Source organism: Novosphingobium sp. fls2-241-R2A-195, from assembly GCF_030209485.1.
GTDB classification, from domain to species: domain Bacteria; phylum Pseudomonadota; class Alphaproteobacteria; order Sphingomonadales; family Sphingomonadaceae; genus Novosphingobium; species Novosphingobium resinovorum.
In genome coordinates this window covers 56,046-75,591 of the sequence record NZ_JARVRY010000016.1, presented here as the reverse complement: position 1 = coordinate 75,591, position 19,546 = coordinate 56,046, and the positions used below count along the sequence as shown (strand labels likewise).

Genomic DNA, 19,546 nt, shown 5'->3' with positions numbered 1-19,546 from the left:
CAATGGAGCGCGAATTCGACCGCAAGGCGACGCTTGAGCAACTGGCGCAGGGCAAACCCGCGCTGGTCTGGCGCAAGCTCGTCGCCGACACAGAGACGCCGGTTGGCGCCGCCCTCAAGCTGATCGAGGACGGGCGCGGCGACTTCCTGCTCGAATCGGTCGAAGGCGGCGAGACGCGCGGGCGCTACAGCCTGCTCGGCCTCGACCCGGACCTCGTGTTCCGCGCGAGCGGCGAGGCCTGCGAGATCAACCGCGCATGGCAGGCCGACCGCAAGGCGTTCGCACCGCTCGGCGGCGGCACCCTCGCCGAACTGCGCGCGCTGGTCGAGACCTGCCGCTGCGAGGTTCCGGTCGCGCTGCCCAAGGCTCTCGCCTGCCTCGTCGGCTACTTCGGCTACGAGACGATCGGCCTTGTCGAGAAGCTGCCGCGCGCGCCGCAAAGCCCCCTCGAAGTGCCCGACATGCTGTTCGTGCGCCCGTCGCTGATCCTGATCTTCGACCGGCTTTCGGACGAACTGTTCTGCGTTGCGCCGGTGTGGCCGGAAACGGGTGACGCCGCTCTGGCCGTCGACCGCGCCGCCGAGCGCATCGACGAAGCCCTGCGCCGCCTCGCCGCCCCTGCACCCGTCGTGCCTGTCGCCACCGATCTCGCCGAGCCGGTACGCACGCCCGTCGTCGCGCCGGAGGACTACAAGGCGATGGCCCTGCGCGCGAAGGACTACATCGAAGCGGGCGACATCTTCCAGGTCGTGCTGGCCCAGCGCTTCACTTGCGAGTTCCCGCTCCCGCCGCTGGCGCTCTACCGCAGCCTGCGGCGCGTGAACCCCTCGCCGTTCCTCTATTTCCTCGACCTGCCCGGCTTCGCGCTGGTCGGCTCCAGCCCGGAAATCCTGGTGCGCGTGCGTGACGGCGAAGTCACCATCCGCCCGATCGCGGGCACCCGTCCGCGCGGAACCACGCCTGCCGAGGACAAGGCCAACGAAGCCAGCCTCCTCGCCGACCCCAAGGAACGCGCCGAGCACCTGATGCTGCTCGACCTCGGCCGCAACGACGTCGGCCGCGTCGCCGCTGCAGGCACCGTCGAGGTCACCGACAGCTACACCATCGAGCGCTACAGCCACGTCATGCACATCGTCTCGAACGTGGTCGGCCAGCTCGACACCGCGAAGCACGATGCCATCGACGCGGTCTTCGCGGGGTTCCCAGCAGGCACCGTCTCGGGCGCGCCCAAGGTCCGTGCCTGCGAGGTCATCGCCGAACTGGAGCCCGAGACGCGCGGCCCTTACGCGGGCGGCGTCGGCTACTTCGCGCCGGACGGCTCGGTGGACAGCTGCATCGTCCTGCGCACCGGGTTGCTCAAAGACGGCGTCCTGCACGTGCAGGCGGGCGCGGGCATCGTGGCGGACAGCGACCCGGCCTACGAACAGCGCGAATGCGAAGCCAAGAGCGGCGCCCTCTTCGCCGCCGCGCGCGAAGCGATCCGCGTCGCCGGGGAACCTGGGTTCGGGCAGTGACATCCGGGAAGGCGCCGATCGGACATCTCCCGCCTGATCGCGCCCTTTTCGAGTTATACAAGACCTGGTCATCTCCGCGAAGGCGGGGACCCAACTCCTGTACCATCGTACCGCACGACCATCAGATGGGTTCCCGCCTTCGCGGGAATGACGGGTCAAAAAGCTGGAGGATGGCCGCAGTTTTGCCGCTGGCGATCCTCGCCGCCTGCTCCGCCGACGAACCCGCAGCCAAGCCATCGGCCCCGCCTCCTCCGCCATGCCAGGGCGCGAGCTTCGAGGGCGCCAGCTTCACGCACTGTACCGCCGTGCCGGGTCGTCACACCATTCACACCGTCCTCGGCCCCAAGGGCGGCGCGCCGTATCGCAGCCTCTCGCAACTCGCGGTGGACCGCCCGGCGCGCAGCCACGAAGTTGCATTCGCGATGAACGGCGGCATGTTCGACGCCGATGGCAAGCCGATCGGCTACTACGTCGAGAACGGCGAGAAGCAGCATGCCCTCAATACCAACGAAGGCTGGGGCAACTTTCACCTCAGCCCCAACGGCGTCTTCTACGGCGACGCGGCAGGCAACTGGCATGTCCGCGCCAACGACGACTTCGCAAAGTCCGTCACCGACCGTCCCGATTTCGGCACCCAGTCCGGCCCGATGCTGGTCATCTCCGGCAAGCTGCACCCGAAGATCGACGATGACGGCAAGTCGCTGAAGCTGCGCAACGGCGTCGGCATCGATGACAAGGGCCGCGCCCATTTCGTCATTTCCGACGAGCCGGTATCCTTCGGCAAGCTCGCGCGCTTTTTCCGCGACGCCCTGAAATGCGACAATGCGCTGTTCCTCGACGGCAGCGTATCCTCGCTATGGGACCCCGAACATGGCCGCGTCGACGGCGGCCCTCCGCTCGGCCCCTTGATCGTCGTCGAGAAAAGCGCAAAGGCGAAGTCATGATCCTCGTCATCGACAATTACGACAGCTTCACCTGGAACCTGGTCCATTACGTGATGGAACTGGGCGCCGAAGTGGAGGTCGTGCGCAACGACGCGCTCAGCGCAGGCCAGGCCATTTCGAGCGGCGCGAAGGGCTTCCTGATATCGCCCGGCCCCTGCACCCCCAACGAGGCTGGCATCAGCCTCGACCTCGTCGGCGCGGCGGCGGATGCGGAGATGCCGCTCCTCGGCGTGTGCCTCGGCCATCAGTCGATCGGCCAGTATTTCGGCGGCAAGGTCGTGCGCGGTGGCCTGATGCACGGCAAGACCTCGCCGGTCACGCATGACGGCACCGGAGTCTTCGCCGGGCTGCCCTCGCCCTTCACTGCGACGCGCTATCACTCGCTGATCGTCGAGGACATTCCCGAGACGCTGGTGGTGAACGCCCGCTCGGACGACGGCCATGTCATGGGCTTCCGCCATGCGAGCCTGCCGATCCACGGCGTCCAGTTCCATCCGGAAAGCATCGCCACCCAGCACGGCCATGCCATGCTCGCGAACTTCCTGCGCACTTGCGGTATCGAGGCCAAACTGCCGGAACGGCTGAGCGCATGACCCTTCCCGACCCTCTCCACCCGATCGCCGAGGACGAGGCCCAAGCAGCCTTCGCCGCAATCCTCGACGGCGAAATGCCCGAATCCGAAATCGCCGAGTTCCTCGTCGCCTTGTCGGATCGCGGCGAGACCGCCAGCGAAATCGCGGGCGCGGCCCGCGCCATGCGTGAGCGGATGATCCCGGTGAAGGCGCCCGCAGGCGCCATCGACGTCTGCGGCACCGGCGGCGACGGCTTCCACACCCTCAACGTCTCGACCGCCGTTTCTCTGGTGGTCGCGGCTGCGGGCGTCCCCGTCGCCAAGCATGGTAACCGCGCTGCCAGTTCCAAAGCGGGCGCCGCCGATACCCTCGAAGCGATGGGGTTGAACCTCGACCGCGCCGTCGAGACTGCAGAATCCACGCTCGCCGAAATCGGCATCGGCTTCCTGTTCGCCGCGCGCCACCACCCGACGATGGGTCGGCTGATGCCGCTGCGCAAGTCGCTAGGCCGCCGCACGATCTTCAACCTGATGGGGCCGCTGGCAAACCCGGCGCAAGTCTCGCGCCAGCTCGTCGGCATCGCACGCCCGGCCTACGTGCCGATCTACGCCGACGCCCTGCTGCGCCTCGGAACCGAGCACTCGATGGTCATTTCCGGCGACGAGGGCCTCGATGAACTGAGCCTCGCAGGCGGCAACGAAGTCGCCGAGATTCGCGGCCATGAACTGTCCATGCGGCGCGTCGCCCCCCAGGATGCCGGCCTCCCGCTGGCTTCGGTCGACGCCATTCGCGGCGGTGACCCAGCCTACAATGCCCGCGCGCTCAACGATCTGCTGATGGGCGCGCCCGGCGCCTACCGCGACGCTGTTCTACTCAACGCCGCAGGTGCCCTTCTCGTGGCAGGCGAAGTCGATAGCTGGGCCGAGGGCGTCGAAGAAGCGGCAGAAACGATCGACAAGGGCTTGGCCAAGGCTCTGCTCGACTGCTGGATCGCGGCAACCCGCGCGTGACGAGGAACTGATGTCCGACAAGCTCATTGAAATCTGCGACACCAAGCGCAAGGAAGTCGCCGCCCGCAAGGCTCTCGCTACCATAGCGGACCTCGATGCGCGCGCCGCCGCGCAGACGCATCCTCGCGGTTTTGAAGCCGCGTTACGCGCCAAGGCGGAAACGGGCTATGCGCTCATCGCGGAAATCAAAAAAGCTTCACCCTCCAAGGGACTGATCAGAAGCGATTTTCGCCCCGCAGAACATGCGGCGGCCTACGAGAGAGGCGGTGCCGCATGCTTGTCCGTGCTGACCGACGCGCCCTATTTTCAGGGACATGAGGATTTCCTCGTCGAGGCCCGTGCCGCTTGTAACCTTCCGATCATCCGCAAGGACTTCATGGTCGATCCATGGCAGGTTGCGGAAGCGCGCGCGATCGGTGCGGATGCCATCCTCATCATCGTCGCTGCGCTGGACGACGTGTTGATGGCGGAAATCGAATCCGCGGCTATCGAGCGCGGTCTCGACTGCCTGATCGAAGTTCACAACGAACATGAGATGGAACGCGCAAGCCTTTTGAAATCACGTCTTATCGGTGTGAACAATCGTGATCTGCGACGCTTCGCTACCGACATCGCGACCACCGAGCGACTGGCCCCGCAGGCGCCCGAAGGCACCTTGCTGGTCAGCGAAAGCGGGATAAACGTCCACGCCGACCTGGAGCGCCTGTCATCTTGCGGTGCCCGCACCTTCCTGGTGGGCGAAAGCCTGATGCGCAAAAATGATATAGAAGCGGCGACGCGCGCCCTTCTCACCGGAACGTAATGCCCATGGGGTTGCGATGAACAAGTCCCTCACGCATATCGATGCCAACGGCAACGCCCGCATGGTCGACGTTGGCGCCAAGGCCGAGACACAGCGCACTGCCATAGCTTCCGGTCGGATTTCGATGAGCGATGACGCCCTCGCCGCCGTTCGCGCTGGAAATGCGCCCAAGGGTGACGTTCTAGGTACTGCGCGGATCGCTGGCATAATGGCGGCGAAGCGCACGGCAGAACTCATTCCGATGTGTCATCCTCTCGCGCTGGATGCCGTAAATCTGGAGTTCTCGTTCGAAGACAACGCGATAAAGGTAATTGCCCGAGCATCCTTGACGGGAAAAACCGGCGTTGAAATCGAAGCAATAACAGCGACTTCCATCGCACTTGTGACAATCTACGACATGGCCAAGGCGCTCGACAAGAGCATGGTCATCAGTGACATTCGCCTTGTAGAAAAGATCGGCGGCAAGTCGGGCCACTGGAAACTGGATGGGTGGGCCGAATGAACAAATCGGCGCCGCTCTCGCTCGAGGAGGCACAGGCTCGATTGCTGGCGTTGGCCACACCCCTTCCGATAGAGCGAGTCGATATCGAAGGCGCATACAACCGGTATCTCGCAGAACCGCTATATGCCCGACGCACGCAGCCACCGGCCAACCTATCTGCGATGGATGGCTATGCAGTGACGGCCGGGGACTTGCAGGGCCCCTGGCGAGTGATCGGAGAAAGCGCCGCCGGGCATCCCCACGTCGGCCCCCTCTCCACGGGCGAAGCCGTACGCATTTCAACGGGAGCAATATTGCCGGTCGATGCGGCGGCAGTCATTCTCCAGGAAGACCTTGCTAGAGATGCCGAAATCCTGACGTTGTCGGGTGAAGCACCCGATCCCGCGCACAAGCATATCAGACATCGCGGAATGGATTTCGTCACGGGGACGGAAATCATGCTGCCGGGCGCGCGCATCACTCCGGCGCAAATGGCGTTGGCAATCGCTTCGGGCCATACGCACCTGCCTGTCCATCGCACACCGCGGCTGGCCGTGATCGACAGCGGCGATGAACTCGCTGAAAACCCGGAATGCTGCGCCCCCCATCAGATTCCCGCAAGCAACGGCGTCATGCTGGCGGCTATGGCTTCAGCGATGGATGTCCATGCGAGGCGGATCGGGCCTGTACGTGATGATATCGACACGATCACGCGCGCTTTCGAGGCATCCGACGATGTCGATCTCATCGTGACCAGCGGCGGCGCTTCTGTCGGCGATCACGACCTCATCCGCCCGGCCCTCGAACGCTGGGGCGCGAGCATCGATTTCTGGCGCGTGGCGATCAAGCCCGGCAAACCCATCCTCGTCGCCACGCGCGAACTGACGGGACGGCGACAGATCATACTGGGACTACCCGGAAATCCGGTCTCCAGCTACGTTACGGCCTACCATTTTCTGCTTCCTCTCCTGCGAGCGATGCAGGGTGCCGCGAGGCCATTGCCGATGCGCCTGGCCGCCAGACTAAGTATGCCGCTGCGCGCCAACGGTCGCCGCCGTGAGTTTCTTCGCGGTTGGTGGGATGGCGAAAGCGTGACCGTCAATGCATTGCAGGACAGCGGCGCCCTGTCCTCTCTGGCCGCAAGCAATGTGCTGGTAGATCGCGCGGCAATGGCCGCGCCGGCGGCTGCAGGAGACGAAGTTCGGATTTTCCTGCTCCAGAATGACGGCATTGCTTGAATTGAGTTCAATTGGTTGCTTGATTGTTCCCCCATTGTTCACTACGAGAACAAGCGGGATCAGGACTTGCCTGGTTCGAAGGTCACGAAAAGGCAGCGACCATGTTGACTCGCAAGCAGCACGAATTGCTCCGGTTCATCCAGGCACGGCTTGAAGAAAGCGGCATCTCTCCTAGCTTTGAGGAGATGAAGGAAGCCCTTGATCTCAAGTCGAAGTCCGGTGTTCACCGACTGATTTCGGCGCTGGAGGAGCGAGGCTTCATTCGCCGCCTTCCCAACCGGGCGCGCGCTTTGGAAGTCTTGCGTCAACCGGACGATACGGGCAGCAAGGCGCCACGTCCATCCGCTGCCAATAGCAACCATGGGGTGCCCCCTCTTCAGGCACCTCGTCGCGCCGTAGAAGCGGCGAATGACGTGATCGAGATTCCACTGCACGGCCGCATCGCGGCAGGCGTTCCGATCGAGGCACTGGAAGGCCAATCGACCCTGCCTGTCCCGGCTGCACTGCTCGGTTCGGGCGAACACTATGCGCTGGAGGTCTCCGGTGATTCCATGATCGAAGCGGGCATTCTGGATGGCGATTTCGCGCTCGTTAAGCGCACGAATGCTGCCCGGGATGGCGAGATCGTGGTGGCTCTCATCCGTGGCGAAGAAGCCACGTTGAAATACCTGCGACGTGAAGCTGGAATGGTTCGCCTGGATCCTGCAAACGCCGCTTACGAACCGCAGATATATGGCCCGGATGAAGTGGAAGTCCAGGGCAAGCTCGCTGGCCTGCTTCGTCGGTATAATTAAAACTTTTCCAGTCCGATGCACCATCGTTGTGGCAAGTAGCGCGACTTACTCCGGACGGTTTTGATCCGTGCCGGAGTTTCTTGCGATACGCATTGCGGCAATCATATTAGGTCAAATCCGGTATATTAGGCAAAATCCGGCTTCGGATTGGACTATGAAAGTCCTCACGCGCCGGAAGAACCACGCTTAGTTCGCTAGTTGGTGGTTGAAGGTCCATTCTCACGGACATGAAATGGTGAGGAATGCCACCAGCCGTGTGAGCCCTGCGTCTGAGCCACAGTATCGATGCGCCCCTTGCCCAGATAAACGGCCAATCCTCCCGTATGAGCCAAAGATCCACGATCGGCCTTGTACCAGCGCGGGCGGCAGCTACGTGGTAACCAGCGATCTGATATGACGATGTCGCTGTGCTCACATGCTGCAACAAGCGAACGTTCCGCGACGGAATCGCGTCCACGCGACATCAGCAGGTGCCAGACTTTCCCCGATCGCTCAATCGGCACCTTACAGAAGTCCGGGTTGCACCTTGCGCCTGGCCACTTATCAAGCGTGGCGGGTTCCGCTTCTATCCCCGCGAACTCCATCAGATTGTCCCGGGCATAGCCTCCTTTGCTGTCCCTGAGTAAGAACAACTGATTTCCGCCGTTTTCGACAAGGCCGACATGGCGACCGTCGCCCGATACCAATATATCTGCAGGCGGGGCCATCGCGAGCAAAAGCACACCGATCGCGGCAATGGGAAATCCCGCCCAGCGGATGCGGCCGGTCCATAGACCGAGCCAAAGCCCGCCCGACACAAAAAGCATGAATGCCCAGGCGTCGGTACCCGGAAGCAGGTTGACCGCCCCCGGTCTTGAAGCGAACCAATGTGCCAGTCCGACAAGCACATCCACCGAAACGCCCGCCAGCCACCAGAAAGGCCCTCCCAGCCCGGCGATGTCGAGGATCAATGCACTAGCCAGCAACGGCATGACGATGAAAGTCGACCACGGGATCGCGAGCACATTGGCCAGCGCTCCATATACGCCAGCGCGGTGGAAATGGTACAGGCCGATAGGCATGAGTGCCAGATCGATTACCGCGCCGGTCAAAAGCAATAGAGCGATATGGCGCATTGCTCTTGCGATCATCCCTTCGTCACGCGGCCCAAGGAAATGGCGCACCGGTTCCGATGTGCTGACTGCGATAAGCGCCAGAACCGCTCCGAAGCTCAACTGAAAACTGGGCCCCATTACTGCCTCGGGCTACAGCAGAAGAACGCAGAACGCTGCAACCGCCAGCATGCGCAAGGACAAGGGCTCACGCCCAAGGGCGAGCGCGAACAGCACCAGCAATGCCCCGATGCATGATCTGACTGTAGGGACTTCAGAACCGGACAAAAGGGTGTAAGCTACACCGGCGAGGGCTCCTGCGCCGGCCGCGATTACCGGCAACCTCACCCGAAGCGCCATCCATGAGGAAAGCGCCAGTAATCGGATGGCCACGAGGTACACTGCCCCCACCATCGCGCTGACATGAAGCCCACTTATCGACAACAGATGTGCCAGCCCCGAATCGCGCATGGCCTGATCATCGGCCTCCGAAATATTTCCGCGATCACCGGTGACGAATGCCGCGGCAATACCTGCGCGCTCTTCCCCGATGCGAACGCGAATATGATCCGTTAGCGTCTGACGTATATCCGATAGTGCCCATGCGCCTGCGCTGAATTCCCGGACGACCTTCACGTCTCCCACGACCGATCCGGTAGCGGCAATGCTGGCAAACCAGGCTGTTCGCGCAAAGTTGTATGCGCCCGGAAGCATGGGCGGCGCCGGCGGCATCAGCCGCGCCCTGAATGCTACGAGATCCCCCCTACCGATCCCCGCCGCGGAACGCTTGCCGGGAACGTTGAGCCTGACCTTAATGGGCACACCTCTTATCGGATCGCGCATGGCCAGCAGCAGGCGATCGCGATCAAGCGCAGGCTGCGATTCGATAGCAAGGACCCGCGCGATGAAACTGCCCGCTACAGGCCTTTCGATTGCCGGCTGGCCGACGATTTCCGACCGCACCCAAACCGCAAGGCAGCCCGCGACCGCCAGCAAGGGCAATACCATGATTGCCCGGCTGAAATGCGGATAACTACTCCGCAAAGGAAAGGACGCATAACAAGTTGCAGAAACTGCAATCAAGCCGCAGCAGAAGCCGATCCACGACAGCACGGAAGATAGCCAAAACCACGCAATTATGCCGCTTGCAAAGGCTACGGTGAGCCATGGAGTCCGTTCGAATCCGGCATTGGAAAGAAATCGCTCGACGACTGCCAAAACCCTCGACAAGAGGCCCTCGGCGGTCCATGGCCCATGCTGCAATGCAGCGGTCCCGGGGCCTCCCGGAGACGGAATTTCACAGATTGCGACAGGGGTTCCCATGGTCGCCAATAGGACAGGAAGGTCGGGTAGATGGCAAGCGGCAGTGCATCGGGCGAAGCGACTGGCAAAAAGGCCGTCGTAACGCGCTTTGCTCCTTCGCCGACCGGTTACCTTCATATCGGTGGCGCTCGTACGGCACTGTTCAACTGGCTGTTCGCGCGCCGTCATGGCGGCAAGTATCTGCTGCGTATCGAGGACACCGATCGCGCCCGTTCGACCGAACCCGCGATCGACGCGATCTTCGACGGCTTGTCCTGGCTGGGCCTCGACGGTGACGAGGCGCCGGTGTTCCAGTTCGCCCGCTCGGACCGTCATGCCGAAGTCGCCGCGCAGCTGATGGAAAACGGCCACGCCTATCGCTGCTACCTGACACAGGAAGAACTCGCCGAGCGCCGCCAGAAGGCGCAGGAAGAACGCCGCCCGTTCCGCATCGACAGCGAATGGCGCGATGCCGATCCCGCGACCTGGCCGGCCGACCGTTCCTGGGTGGTGCGCGTCAAGGCCCCGCGTGAGGGTTCGACGACGATCGAGGATCTCGTGCAGGGCACGGTCACCGTGCAGAACGAGGAAATCGACGACTTCGTCATCCTGCGCGGCGACGGCACCCCGACTTACATGCTGGCCGTGGTGGTGGACGACAACGACATGGGCGTCACCCACGTCCTGCGCGGCGACGATCACCTGAACAACGCCTTCCGCCAGCTCGTCGTCATCAACGGCATGGGCTGGGACGTGCCGGTCTACGGCCACGTGCCGCTGATCCACGGCTCGGACGGCGCCAAGCTGTCCAAGCGCCACGGCGCGCTGGGCGTCGATGCCTATCGCGACGAGATGGGCCTGCTGCCCGAGGCCGTGTTCAACTACCTGCTGCGCCTCGGCTGGGGCCACGGCGATGAGGAGATCATCAGCCGCGAGCAGGCGATCGAATGGTTCGACATGGTCGATGTGGGCAAGAGCCCCTCGCGCTTCGACCTTGCCAAGCTCCAGAATCTCAACGGGCATTATCTGCGCGAGGCCGACGATGTGCGGCTTGCGGGCCTCGTCGAAGCGCGCCTTGAAGGCGTCGATGGCGATGGCCCTGCCGACCTGCTGGTCCGCGCGATGCCCGTGCTCAAGGTCCGTGCCAAGGACCTCAACGAACTTGCAGAAGGCTCTGCCTTCCTCTTCGCCCAGCGTCCGCTCGCCATGAGCGAGAAGGCGCTGGCGCTCCTGACCGACGAGGGGCGCGAGCGCCTCGCCGCGATCCATGAGCGCCTGTCCGGCCAGGCCGACTGGACTCTCGAGGCATTGGAAGCCAACCTGAAGGCAATGGCCGAAGACCTGGGACTGGGTCTCGGCAAGCTCGCGCAACCCTTGCGGGCAGCCCTGACGGGTCAGACGACCTCGCCGGGGATATTCGACGTACTGGTATTGCTCGGACGGGAAGAGAGCCTCGCGCGCATCGGCGAACAGGCTCAGGTTCCCGCCGGGTCGCAGTCATAAGGAGATAATTGGTGGGTGATCAGGCTAAACTGAGCGTCGGCGGCGCGGAACACGACTATCCCGTTCTCAAGGGAAGCGTGGGTCCGGACGTCATCGACATCCGCAAGCTCTACGGCCAGACGGGCGCATTCACGTTCGATCCGGGCTTTACCTCGACCGCGAGCTGCGAGTCGGCGCTGACCTACATCGACGGCGACGAAGGCGTTCTGCTGCACCGCGGCTATCCGATCGGCCAGCTGGCAGAGAACTCCTCGTTCATGGAAACGAGCTACCTGCTGCTGAATGGTGAACTGCCCAGCAAGGACGAGCTTGCCACGTTCGAGAACACCATCACGCGCCACACCATGCTGCACGAGCAGCTGGCGACGTTCTATCGCGGTTTCCGCCGCGACGCGCACCCGATGGCGATCATGTGCGGCGTGGTCGGCGCGCTTTCCGCGTTTTACCACGATTCGACCGACATCGCCGACCCCGAGCATCGCAAGATCAGCTCGCACCGCCTGATCGCCAAGATGCCGACGATCGCGGCGATGGCCTACAAGTACTCGGTCGGCCAGCCGTTCCTCTATCCGGACAACAAGCTGAGCTACACCGGCAACTTCCTGCGCATGACCTTCGGCGTGCCCGCGGAAGAGTACGAGGTGGTTCCGGCGGTCGAAAAGGCGATGGACCGCATCTTCATCCTCCACGCCGATCACGAGCAGAACGCCTCGACCTCGACCGTGCGTCTTGCCGGTTCGTCGGGCGCGAACCCCTTCGCGTGCATCGCAGCGGGCATCGCCTGCCTGTGGGGCCCTGCGCATGGCGGCGCGAACGAAGCCGCGCTCAACATGCTCAAGGAGATCGGCACCCCCGATCGCATCCAGCACTACATCGACCGCGCCAAGGACAAGAGCGATCCGTTCCGCCTGATGGGCTTCGGTCACCGCGTCTACAAGAACTACGACCCGCGCGCGACGGTCATGCAGTCGACCCTGCGCGAAGTGTTCGAAGCCCTCAACGTCACCGACCCGCTGTTCGAGACCGCGCTGCGCCTCGAAGAGATCGCGCTCAGCGATCCCTACTTCGCGGAGAAGAAGCTGTTCCCGAACGTGGACTTCTACTCGGGCATCATCCTTTCGGCGATCGGCTTCCCGACCACCATGTTCACCGTGCTCTTCGCCCTCGCCCGTACCGTGGGCTGGGTCGCGCAGTGGAACGAAATGATCTCCGATCCCGGCCAGAAGATCGGTCGCCCGCGCCAGCTCTACACCGGCCCGACGCAGCGCGACTACGTGCCGCTCGACAAGCGCTGAGGTTCATCCGCGCGCAGTCGCGGGTTACCCGAACGAAGGCCCTCGCGAATGCGGGGGCCTTTTTCGTTGCGCCGAACCTGAAGTTTGCCCCATTTGAGCCTGCCCGCCACAATCCCGCCGCATCCGAAGCGCAACCTGCATGTTCAAATGGGGGCGCACGTTAATGCCAATTGTGAGAATCCTGGCTACTATCCTTGGCCTCCTGGCAATGGCAGCAGGGGTTTTCGTTGTCCTGCAAGGAACCGGCGTACTGAAGTGGCCGGCCGACAGCGTCATGATTGCCGATCGTGCCTGGGCCGTGCGCGGCGCGGTTTTCGCCATGGTCGGCGGTATCGTGGTGTGGTTGGGCCGCAGATGCTAGACGCAGATCAGGCTTCGGTGTCGCGCGGGACTTCAAGGATGAACCGGGCTCCTTCGCCCGGGACACTCTCGATCAGTAAATCACCGTCCATCGCGCGCGCCAGTCGCCGCGAGATATAGAGGCCCAGACCGGCCCCCCCGTCACCACTACGTCCCAGACGCTCGAATTTCTCGAACACACGAGCCTGGTCGCTGACGTTGAGGCCGGGCCCCTGATCTGCCACGATCGCACGGGCGTGGACACCTGCTACCTCGACATGAACATCCACACGCGATCCATTCGGCGAATAGCGGATGGCATTGCCGATGAGATTGAGGAGAACCTGCAGCACGCGCCGGAACTCCGCGAGCGCCGGAGCATGATCATCCGATGGCGGCGACACGATCACGATGCCCTTTTCCCGTGCCCGGACGCCCAGGATACCGGCGGCCTGTCGGGCCACCTCGGCAAGATCTATAAAATCGGGATTGGTGGAAAAGCTGTCGTCTTCGACGACTTCAAGGTCAGCCATGTCCTCCAGCAGATCCAGCAAAAGCTTGCCTGCGCTTGCGATCTCGCCAGCATATTCCGCGTAGGCATCGGGCAGTGGTCCTGCCAGCCGTGTGCGAATTGTCTCGGCATTGGCGACGATCCGCGCAATCGGCTGTCTGAGAACCGGCGCCAGATCCTGCCCGACCAACCCGCGACGCTGGACCGGAATGGGATCGGGCACGGCAGGCACCCAGCCCGAAGCAGCCTCATCCGACAACAGCAGCAATTCGAAGCCCGACGGCTCGAAGCCAGGCTTGATCTGGGGCACGAGCGTGACACGCCAGGACCGCGATGAACCGGGGACGATCACCGGCGCTCCATCGAGCAGACGCCAGTGCAGTGGCTGCTGATGTGTCACATTCTCGGGCTGCAGGAAATCGGTCCAGCAATGCCCGATGCCCCCCTCCATGGCCGTGACGAGTTGCGCGAGTTCCGGAGAATCACTGGCTACCGCAATCAGGCGCTGGCCGGCATCAAGCCACGCGCAAAGTTCGGTGACATGCCGGTCAGTCACTCTCCGCCGGCTCTCGCCTGAGGCGCCTTCCTCGGAAACCAGAGCAGCGGTCTGCCAACTGCGCACGCGGATCGAGCACCCCTCCTCCTCCGGCTCCACTTCGACCCAGAACGATATCGCATCGCTGTCGTCCTGCGCCCTGATGACTTGCGCGACGGGACAGCGCGTCTGGCGCGCACCGCGCACGAGGTCGAGCAGTTCGGGAATCGCGACAATGCCGGGCACTTCGCCGCCGCACCGGCGCTGAAGTCCGAACAGGGGTTCGTCAGCGCTGAGCAGGCGATCATGCGCGTCGCATGCGGCGCGGGCGAGTATGGTGCCGTCACCAAGGGTCATTGCGCAGTCGCGCCATTCGTCAGGATCGATGCCGCGCGCCATTCCTCGATCCCCGCGAGGCCCACCGGAAGTTTCGTCCCTCCGTGGATCATCCGGATTTGTTCTTCGGTAACATCGGCGGGCGCCCCCGCAGCAAGCAGCGTCAAAGCCAGTCGCGCCTGCTGGTCAGGCAATGTCGCCATGACTGTCGCATCGCGCACCTGTCCAGAGGCCAATGCAAGCGCAGACAGGAACAATGTGACGCCGCATTGCGAGATCGATAATGCCACCGCCGGGTCAAGATCGGCGACCATGCGCTCGGCCCATATGAGCCGGTTGGAAACCGCAGCATGGCTGCTTCGCACCTCCCGTTCCACAGCGGAGGCGCGTTCGGAGAGCGCCGGCTCGGCACCGACCAGCGCGCGCAGGATGGCGAGCACCGCTTCGAGCACGGCCTCGGGCAATTCCGCCACAGAAAGTGCCATGCGGCGTTGTCCTTGGCTCCACCGCGCTTGCGCGGATAGGAACCCATGCGCCGAAGCGTCGCCGGATGCGATCCTGTCCCGCACGAACGGAGACGCGACAGGATCGAGGGCGAGCCGCTCCTGCAGTCGCTCCGTCAACTGCCATTCCAGCGCAACGGCATGGACATGCGCAAGCAGGGCTGCGTCGTCGAGGAAGGCGCGGGTCAGCACCGCGATTTCATCAGGCGCATGGGCACGCCGGTCCGCGGTGCCTATCAGGGCATCGAGCAATTGACCGGCGATGTCCGACAAAATGCCCCTGACCCTCGCCAGGATTTCCTCGCTCAGCGCAGCGCTCTGATCAGCCGCAACGAGATAGCGTAGCATCGGCAGCGCGGAAGCCGCCGCCGCGTCGCCGCGCACGAGGTCGCGTCGCAGCGCTGCCTCTGCGGCTTGCGTATTCGCCGGATGAACGGCCTGATCGATCATATGCCCCTTCTAACCGGCATCTGGTTAATTCGAGGTTATCCGTCGCGCCGCCGCGGCAACACGAGTGCCGCAGCCGCGAGACCGGCCGAAAGAAGCCTGACGACAAGAAGAACCTGTCCGAAGCCCGAAGCGAATGCGAGGACCACGCCGAGCAATGCCCGGTCCGCAAAGAAACCGGCGAAGCGCCCGATGGCGATGCGTGGCAGCAGCACCAGAAGCATCATCAGAATTGCCGGAGTGCTCAGCCACGCCAGCACGGGTTCTCCTGGAAAGCGGGGCGTGTCCAACAGGATCAGCGCGGCGAAGGCCACGTCGACCAGCCAGACCAAGGCATCCGCGCGCGGGATCGCAGGACAAGCCTGTCCCAACGCATGTCGCTCCGCTGCGCGCAGCAGGCGACTGGCCTCCACCAGCAGCCATGCCACCGCCAGGAACGCGAAGGCGCACCACAACAATCCAAACCAGCCCGCCCCCACCGCGATGACGAGCGCGACCAGCACAGCTGCGGATACGACATTGCTGGCATTGCCTGCATGCAGCAGCGAAGAGCCAAAGCTCAGAACCGCGAAACGCGCGATAGCGCGCCCGGGAGTGCGCGGACCGTCCTGCACGAAACGCGTGCGCATCCACTCGTCTTCCAGTGCATAGGCTTCCGCCTCGCTGCGTACCATGCGCCAGCCGGAACCGGCGCGGGCTGCCGCCGGCACCTCGTGCATGGCGATACCGGACTGAAGCGCAATGCGTGTCAGCGCCGAAATAGCGTCCACGTCGAGCGGTAATTCGTGCAGCCGCTCGACCAGTGCACCCGGTACACGCATCAGTCCCGCCGTGGCGCGGTTGATGTCGATGCGCTCAAAACCTGCCGCAAGAGCGCCCTCGACCGGCTGGACCAGCACGACGGGAGCCCGCCCCTCCAGCAAGCTGGCCGCAGCGGTAGGATCGGCGAAAAGGCCCTCCGAAACCGCGATCAGTTCATCTCCGGCCGTAACCAGCCCGGCAAGTTGTCCGGCTCCGGTCGCGATGGCGAACTGCAGTCCGGCGTCCTCCGCATCATGCTGAAGCGCGATAAGTTCCGGGGAGGTGCCGCGCGCCATGCAGATGACACGCTGGCATTCGAGCGCAAGCGCCATGCCGAGCTGATGCTGCGCGACGCTCGCGCCCGCAACGCGCAGGAATGCGCGCGGGAACGGCTGCCCCGACGCGGCGGGCTCCGTCATGGCCAACAATGCTATGCGCAAATTCGAAACTCCAGCACCCCGGCAAGATGTAGGCAGGTCCACGCCAAGTGCCAAGCCAAAGCGGCGGATCAGGTTCCGGAAAACTCCGTCAGATAGGACTTGAGGCGACGCACCACGGTCGGTTCGCCTGGTGCAGCGTCCAGCGCATCCTGCGCCATTTCCAGCAATCGCATCGAATGGAAGCTCGCGGCAAGGCCCTTCAACCGCGTGGCGGCGATCACCCAGTTGCCGTCGCAGCGGGCCCGCTCCAGCAGATCAACCTGCCGGCCGACCCCCTCGATATAGGCCGCGCGCAACTCCGCGATCAGCACGGGGTCGCCACCCGCCGCAGCGGCAAGAGTGGCTTCGAGGGCTCCAGCTTCATACGCCATTTCCCCAGCTTAATCTCGGAAGTCTTAAACCGGGGTTTATCGGCCCGGTGCACGTGGTATTCTCGCCGGATGGTTGGGGAAAACAGGATCATCGCATTCGGCGCAGGCAACGGCGAGACGTCGGAGGCCGATGCGCCGGCAATCGCGGCCGAATCAGCAATCGAGACGGAAGCGTCCGAAACCTGGGACGACGCCTGGGTTGCGTCCGATGGCGGCGAGGAGCTGGTCGCATCGGCTTCCGGCAACGAATGGCTCGCGCCCGCCGTAGCCGGAGCTCTCATTGTCGCATGGAGCGGTCTGTTCGTCTTCGCTAGCCTGCCCGCATTCAGAACGGGCCTGCCTTTGGCCGAGATTCCGGCGCTCGTTATGCAGTGGAGCGTGCCCGTCCTGTTGATCGGCCTCGGTTGGCTGATCACGATGCGTCACAGCACGCGCGAGGGTCGACGCTTCGGCCACGTCGCTCACGCACTTTCGACCGAATCGGCCCTCCTCGAACGACGACTCACCACCGTGAACCGCGAACTGAGCCTGGCCCGAGAGTTCATCGCAGCCCAGACGCGCGACCTCGAAACGCTGGGACGCCTCGCCGCCGAACGCCTTTCCCAGAATGCCGAGCGCCTGCAGGAACTCGTGCGTGACAATGGCGCGCGCGTCGATTCGATCAGTTCAGTCAGCACCGCAGCCCTCGACAACATGGAGAAGCTGCGCGGCCAACTGCCGGTCATTGCCAGCTCGGCAAAGGATGTAACCAACAACATCGCCAATGCCGGCCGCACTGCTCATGCCCAGCTCGAGGACATGATCAACGGCTTCAACCGACTGAACGAGTTCGGTTCGGCCAGCACCCGTCAGGTTTCGGTACTGCGCGATCAGGTCAACGAGACGCTCGACGGCTTCAACGCGCGCAGCGAGCAGCTCGAACAGGTCGTAGCCGCACGCTTCATCGCGCTCGACGAGCGCGGTGAGGATTTCCGCAACCGCCTCGACAAGCATGAGATCAATGCGCTCGCGGCGATTCGTACCCGCGCCAAGGCGCTGACGGACGAAATCGACCAGGGGCGTCAGCAGCTGGACAGGCAAGAGGCGGAAAGCCTCACTTCGTTGCGCGCCCGCCTCAGCGCTCTGCGTGACGAAAGCGATGTCGTTTCGCGCGCCTTGCGACAGGCCGAAGAGCGCGCAACGGCGAATTTGCGGGCTTCGCTATCCGAACTGTCCGAGGAGCAGACGGCCGCCGGTATCGCCATTGCCGAGGCCCAGCAGACCGCGATCGAAGCGCTCGAAGGGCGCCTTGCCGGGATCGCGACGGATGCGTGCCAGATCGATGAGTCGATCGGCCTGCGCGCTGAGCGCCTGGCCATGGAGGCCGAGGAGCGGCAGTCACGCCAGGTCGAGCAGGAACGCCACGCCATCGCCCGCATCGATCATATGCTGGGCGAACTTGACGCATCGATTGCCGAACGTCTGGAACGTCACCGCATTCAGGCCGCCGCCCTTGCCGAACGTGCGGCCGCAGTGACCGGGGAACTTGGCCGCTTTGAGGCTCGCATCGAAACCATCACCGCGCAGACCGGGGAAGTCGAAGATCGCCTTTCGACCAGCCTCTCGGTGCTGACCGACCGTCTGACGGCCGCGCGCGCGACACTGGCGGCGACCGACACCGAAGTGGAAAAACTTACCGAGGATAGCGTTCGCCTGCTGGAACTGATCCAGGCGAGCGCCCGCCAGACCGGCAGCACGCTCCCCGAGGCGCTCGCCGTATCGGAAGATCGCCTCCGCCGAATTCAGGACGGGCTCGGCGCGGTTCTGGCGCAACTGCGTGAAGCCGCGCAGGGTGGCGAGGACGTTGCCGCCGAAATCGGGGTATCGGGGCGCGATCTCGATGCGCTCATAGGCGGCCTCACTCAGGCGCAGGCTCAGATCTCGGCGCGTGGAGCGGATCATGCCGCGCTGCTCGGACGGCTTCAGGACACGCTCGGCGAGATCGACACGGCCACCCAGACCGCTGCGGACAAGGCAGGCGGCGCGCTGATCGGTGCACTCGCCGCCTTGGGTACGACCCTCGACGAGACGGTTTCCGCGATCGAGGAAGACAGCGCCGAACGCATCACGCGGATCGCCGAGACCTTGGCCGACGAGAGCGCCGCAGCCATTGAAAAGGCCATGCGTGGCAAGGTCGCGGAAATCTCGGGCCAGCTCGAACAAGCGGTAGCCCATGCCTCGGGCGTCACCCGTGAAGCGACGACCCAGCTGCGCGAGCAGATCACCAAGGTCGACGATCTCGTCGGCAATCTCGAGGGCCGCGTCACGCAGGCCCGCGAGAAGGCCGAAGAGCAAGTCGACAACGACTTCGCCCGCCGCGCCGCCTTCATCACGGAATCGCTCAATTCGAACGCGATCGACATCGCTACGGTGCTGTCGAGTGACATCGCCGACAGCGCCTGGGGCGCCTACTTGCGCGGTGATCGAGGCATTTTCACCCGTCGAGCCGTGAGCCTCCTCGATGCAGGAGAAATCAAGGCAATCCAGCAGATCTTCGAGCGCGACGATGCCTTCCGCGCCAACGTCAGCCGATACATCCACGACTTCGAGTCGATCCTGCGGCAGGTCCTCTCGACCCGCGACGGCAATGCGCTGGGCGTGACGCTCCTGTCCTCGGACATGGGCAAGCTCTACGTGGCACTTGCGCAAGGCATCGAGCGTCTGCGGGGCTAAGTTTG

At 63.9% G+C, this 19,546-nt stretch carries 15 protein-coding genes and 1 pseudogene; 11 read left to right on the top strand and 5 right to left on the bottom strand.

Annotated elements, in window-relative coordinates; translation table 11 throughout:
- The first annotated feature begins 2 nt into the window (after positions 1 to 2).
- From QRN25_RS13165 to lexA, 8 genes are all read left to right on the top strand, one after another.
- Positions 3 to 1,514: an anthranilate synthase component I family protein gene (locus tag QRN25_RS13165; RefSeq protein WP_285019823.1), complete on the top strand. Its 1,512-nt coding sequence runs from the start codon at positions 3 to 5 to the stop codon at positions 1,512 to 1,514.
- A gap of 170 nt (positions 1,515 to 1,684) precedes the next feature.
- Positions 1,685 to 2,458, top strand: coding sequence for a phosphodiester glycosidase family protein (locus QRN25_RS13160; RefSeq protein ID WP_285019822.1), 774 nt, complete (start codon positions 1,685 to 1,687; stop codon positions 2,456 to 2,458).
- Positions 2,455 to 3,051 carry an anthranilate synthase component II gene (locus QRN25_RS13155; RefSeq protein WP_285019821.1) on the top strand — a complete coding sequence of 199 codons (597 nt, stop codon included), beginning with the start codon at positions 2,455 to 2,457 and terminating at the stop codon, positions 3,049 to 3,051. The genes QRN25_RS13160 and QRN25_RS13155 overlap by 4 nt, the downstream gene beginning before the upstream one ends.
- The gene (trpD, locus tag QRN25_RS13150; protein WP_285019820.1) at positions 3,048 to 4,040 is read left to right on the top strand and encodes an anthranilate phosphoribosyltransferase; all 993 of its coding nucleotides are present in this window, start codon (positions 3,048 to 3,050) and stop codon (positions 4,038 to 4,040) included. Before QRN25_RS13155 ends, trpD begins: the two co-directional genes overlap by 4 nt.
- A gap of 10 nt (positions 4,041 to 4,050) precedes the next feature.
- On the top strand, positions 4,051 to 4,842 hold the full coding sequence (gene trpC, locus QRN25_RS13145) for an indole-3-glycerol phosphate synthase TrpC (protein WP_285019819.1): 792 nt from the start codon (positions 4,051 to 4,053) through the stop codon (positions 4,840 to 4,842).
- Positions 4,843 to 4,858: 16 nt separating this feature from the next.
- Positions 4,859 to 5,344 carry a cyclic pyranopterin monophosphate synthase MoaC gene (gene moaC / locus QRN25_RS13140; protein WP_285019818.1) on the top strand — a complete coding sequence of 162 codons (486 nt, stop codon included), beginning with the start codon at positions 4,859 to 4,861 and terminating at the stop codon, positions 5,342 to 5,344.
- Complete coding sequence (locus QRN25_RS13135; RefSeq protein ID WP_285019817.1) at positions 5,341 to 6,561, top strand: molybdopterin molybdotransferase MoeA; 1,221 nt, start codon at positions 5,341 to 5,343, stop codon at positions 6,559 to 6,561. Before moaC ends, QRN25_RS13135 begins: the two co-directional genes overlap by 4 nt.
- Before the next feature lie 101 nt (positions 6,562 to 6,662).
- Positions 6,663 to 7,355 (top strand): transcriptional repressor LexA, encoded by a 693-nt coding sequence (gene lexA, locus QRN25_RS13130; protein WP_285019816.1) that lies wholly within the window; start codon positions 6,663 to 6,665, stop codon positions 7,353 to 7,355.
- A gap of 194 nt (positions 7,356 to 7,549) precedes the next feature.
- Here lexA and QRN25_RS13125 read toward each other — a convergent pair.
- Positions 7,550 to 9,559, bottom strand: a pseudogene (locus tag QRN25_RS13125) (ComEC/Rec2 family competence protein).
- A 240-nt stretch (positions 9,560 to 9,799) separates the two neighbouring features.
- Between QRN25_RS13125 and gltX the strand changes: the two are divergent.
- Together gltX and QRN25_RS13115 are read left to right on the top strand one after the other, a co-directional pair.
- On the top strand, positions 9,800 to 11,251 hold the full coding sequence (gltX, locus tag QRN25_RS13120) for a glutamate--tRNA ligase (RefSeq protein WP_271183229.1): 1,452 nt from the start codon (positions 9,800 to 9,802) through the stop codon (positions 11,249 to 11,251).
- Positions 11,252 to 11,262: 11 nt separating this feature from the next.
- Positions 11,263 to 12,546 (top strand): citrate synthase, encoded by a 1,284-nt coding sequence (locus QRN25_RS13115; RefSeq protein ID WP_008833037.1) that lies wholly within the window; start codon positions 11,263 to 11,265, stop codon positions 12,544 to 12,546.
- A 368-nt stretch (positions 12,547 to 12,914) separates the two neighbouring features.
- On the opposite strand, the gene QRN25_RS13105 is transcribed toward QRN25_RS13115, so the two are convergent.
- From QRN25_RS13105 to QRN25_RS13090, 4 genes are all read right to left on the bottom strand, one after another.
- Complete coding sequence (locus QRN25_RS13105; RefSeq protein WP_285019815.1) at positions 12,915 to 14,330, bottom strand: sensor histidine kinase; 1,416 nt, start codon at positions 14,328 to 14,330, stop codon at positions 12,915 to 12,917.
- Positions 14,285 to 15,220, bottom strand: a complete 936-nt coding sequence (locus tag QRN25_RS13100; RefSeq protein ID WP_271183227.1) for a hypothetical protein — start codon at positions 15,218 to 15,220, stop codon at positions 14,285 to 14,287. The genes QRN25_RS13105 and QRN25_RS13100 overlap by 46 nt, the downstream gene beginning before the upstream one ends.
- Before the next feature lie 35 nt (positions 15,221 to 15,255).
- On the bottom strand, positions 15,256 to 16,437 hold the full coding sequence (locus QRN25_RS13095; protein WP_285019814.1) for a hypothetical protein: 1,182 nt from the start codon (positions 16,435 to 16,437) through the stop codon (positions 15,256 to 15,258).
- 89 nt (positions 16,438 to 16,526) lie between these two features.
- Positions 16,527 to 16,829, bottom strand: coding sequence for an Hpt domain-containing protein (locus QRN25_RS13090; protein WP_271183225.1), 303 nt, complete (start codon positions 16,827 to 16,829; stop codon positions 16,527 to 16,529).
- 69 nt (positions 16,830 to 16,898) lie between these two features.
- On the opposite strand from QRN25_RS13090, the gene QRN25_RS13085 reads away from it, so the two are divergent.
- Positions 16,899 to 19,541 carry a coiled-coil domain-containing protein gene (locus QRN25_RS13085; RefSeq protein WP_285019813.1) on the top strand — a complete coding sequence of 881 codons (2,643 nt, stop codon included), beginning with the start codon at positions 16,899 to 16,901 and terminating at the stop codon, positions 19,539 to 19,541.
- The last annotated feature ends 5 nt before the right edge of the window (positions 19,542 to 19,546 follow it).